The sequence below is a fragment of the Candidatus Symbiopectobacterium sp. NZEC135 genome, from assembly GCF_025962695.1.
Genome location: NZ_JAGFPF010000435.1, coordinates 1 through 1,439 on the forward strand (window position 1 = coordinate 1; position 1,439 = coordinate 1,439).

The window sequence follows — 1,439 nt, forward strand, 5'->3', positions numbered from 1 at the left end:
ATGCTCGCCCTGAACTCCGGGCACACTATAACTTATGTCACCACACCAGACCTGGTTCGGTGAGGCCGGCATGAACCGTCTTTTCAGCAGGTTCGGCGAAGCGAGGGACGTTTCCCTACTTCCTAGATATCGGTATTTTCCTGGCTGTCGGCTGAGTAAACCACATTCCTGCATCAATTTTCTTGCCAGCCAGCGCCCTACAGCATGACCATTCCGACGCATAAGTAAACTTAGTGTTCTGCTGCCGGCAGAGCCACGGCTTATCTGATGTAGCTCGCGCGCCAGCGCCCGTAGTTGCAAGGGTTTAACATCAACCTGTTGATGCCGTGAGGCGTAATAAACACTACGCGTTATATTCAGCAAACGGCACAGTTCCGTTACCGACCATTTCGTGTTTAGCCGTGTGATTAACGCGCAGATTTGACGGGGATTTCGCTCATCAACACGGCCGCCTGCTTTAAAATTTCTTTCTCCATGTCAAGGCGTCGAACCTGTTTTTCCAGTTCCTGAATCCGACATTGATCCGGTGTCAACGCCACACCAGCAGGAGTGATGCCTTGAATTTCAGCTTCATACTGACGTATCCACTTGCGAAGTTGGCTGGGGTCCAGGTCCAGCGATTGGGCAACATCAACAGCACGCTGTTGGTATTTAATCACCTGCTCGATAGCTTTCAGCTTGAACTCGGGAGAAAAACGACGTTTGGTTCGCTTACGTTGAGTCATTGCTCGATCACCTCAATTTTCTGTTGTTACATTAACAGGCTATTGAGGTGTCCGGAATCAGTGAACCACTACAGTTCATTACCGGCGCTTTCTTTTAAACTTTCATAATATTCAATGAACTGCTTCTGCTTTTCTTCACTGAATTTATGAGGAATGCCTGCGGGTTTCTTGTAAGTGAAACCATGGCGGTACAGCCATTTGTTCATGCCGGGAACGCTGAAACGGATGCGCCAGCAATGAGCAACATAAGCCACGATTTCATGGGTATGATGGAACAAATACTGAGATAAGTGTTGGATTAACTTATCGGTTTGGTCAGCGTTGAGCAAGCTGTCAGAGCCGCCGTTTTCAGGTTTGAGCTTCCGGTCATTAAGATAATCACTGATATGGCGGTTGATAGTGCTCTCATGCAGGCGAAGAGCCTGAGCACTCATGGGAGAAAGCCATCCTTCAGATGCCAGAAGGATGGCTTTGATGCGATCGCAAACCCGCTTGTCACGACTGGTATCATGGAGGCGCTCAAGTTCAGTCTTTTGATCAACAGTGATAAAAATTTTCATGTGCGAGAGCATGGATCTCCTTGCTACGTAAAATCAAGCACCTTCAATGATCACGGCTATAAACAATAAATTACCTCTTTTTCATGGTTTTTACATGATTGACCGTCACCCCCCCTTACCGATCGCGCCGAAAGGTACTGGCGGTCTGCTCTGT

The 1,439-nt window shown here is 48.1% G+C and carries 2 protein-coding genes and 1 pseudogene; all 3 read right to left on the reverse strand.

Annotation, left to right across the window (positions count from 1 at the left end):
• Nucleotides 1–363, reverse strand: a 363-nt coding sequence (locus tag J5224_RS35895; protein WP_413544733.1) for an IS3 family transposase, incomplete at its 3' end; no start/stop codon positions are given.
• A 44-nt stretch (nt 364–407) separates the two neighbouring features.
• Nucleotides 408–725 carry a transposase gene (locus tag J5224_RS27620; RefSeq protein WP_264628332.1) on the reverse strand — a complete coding sequence of 106 codons (318 nt, stop codon included), beginning with the start codon at nt 723–725 and terminating at the stop codon, nt 408–410.
• Between the two features lie 74 nt (nt 726–799).
• A pseudogene (locus J5224_RS27625) lies at nt 800–1,285 on the reverse strand (winged helix-turn-helix domain-containing protein); the annotation flags it as partial.
• Between the last annotated feature and the right edge of the window lie 154 nt (nt 1,286–1,439).

What these genes read in the sequence shown, in the direction of transcription:
- J5224_RS27620 (WP_264628332.1), bottom strand. Translation starts at nt 725, where the DNA reads ATGACTCAACGTAAGCGAACCAAACGTCGTTTTTCTCCCGAGTTCAAG.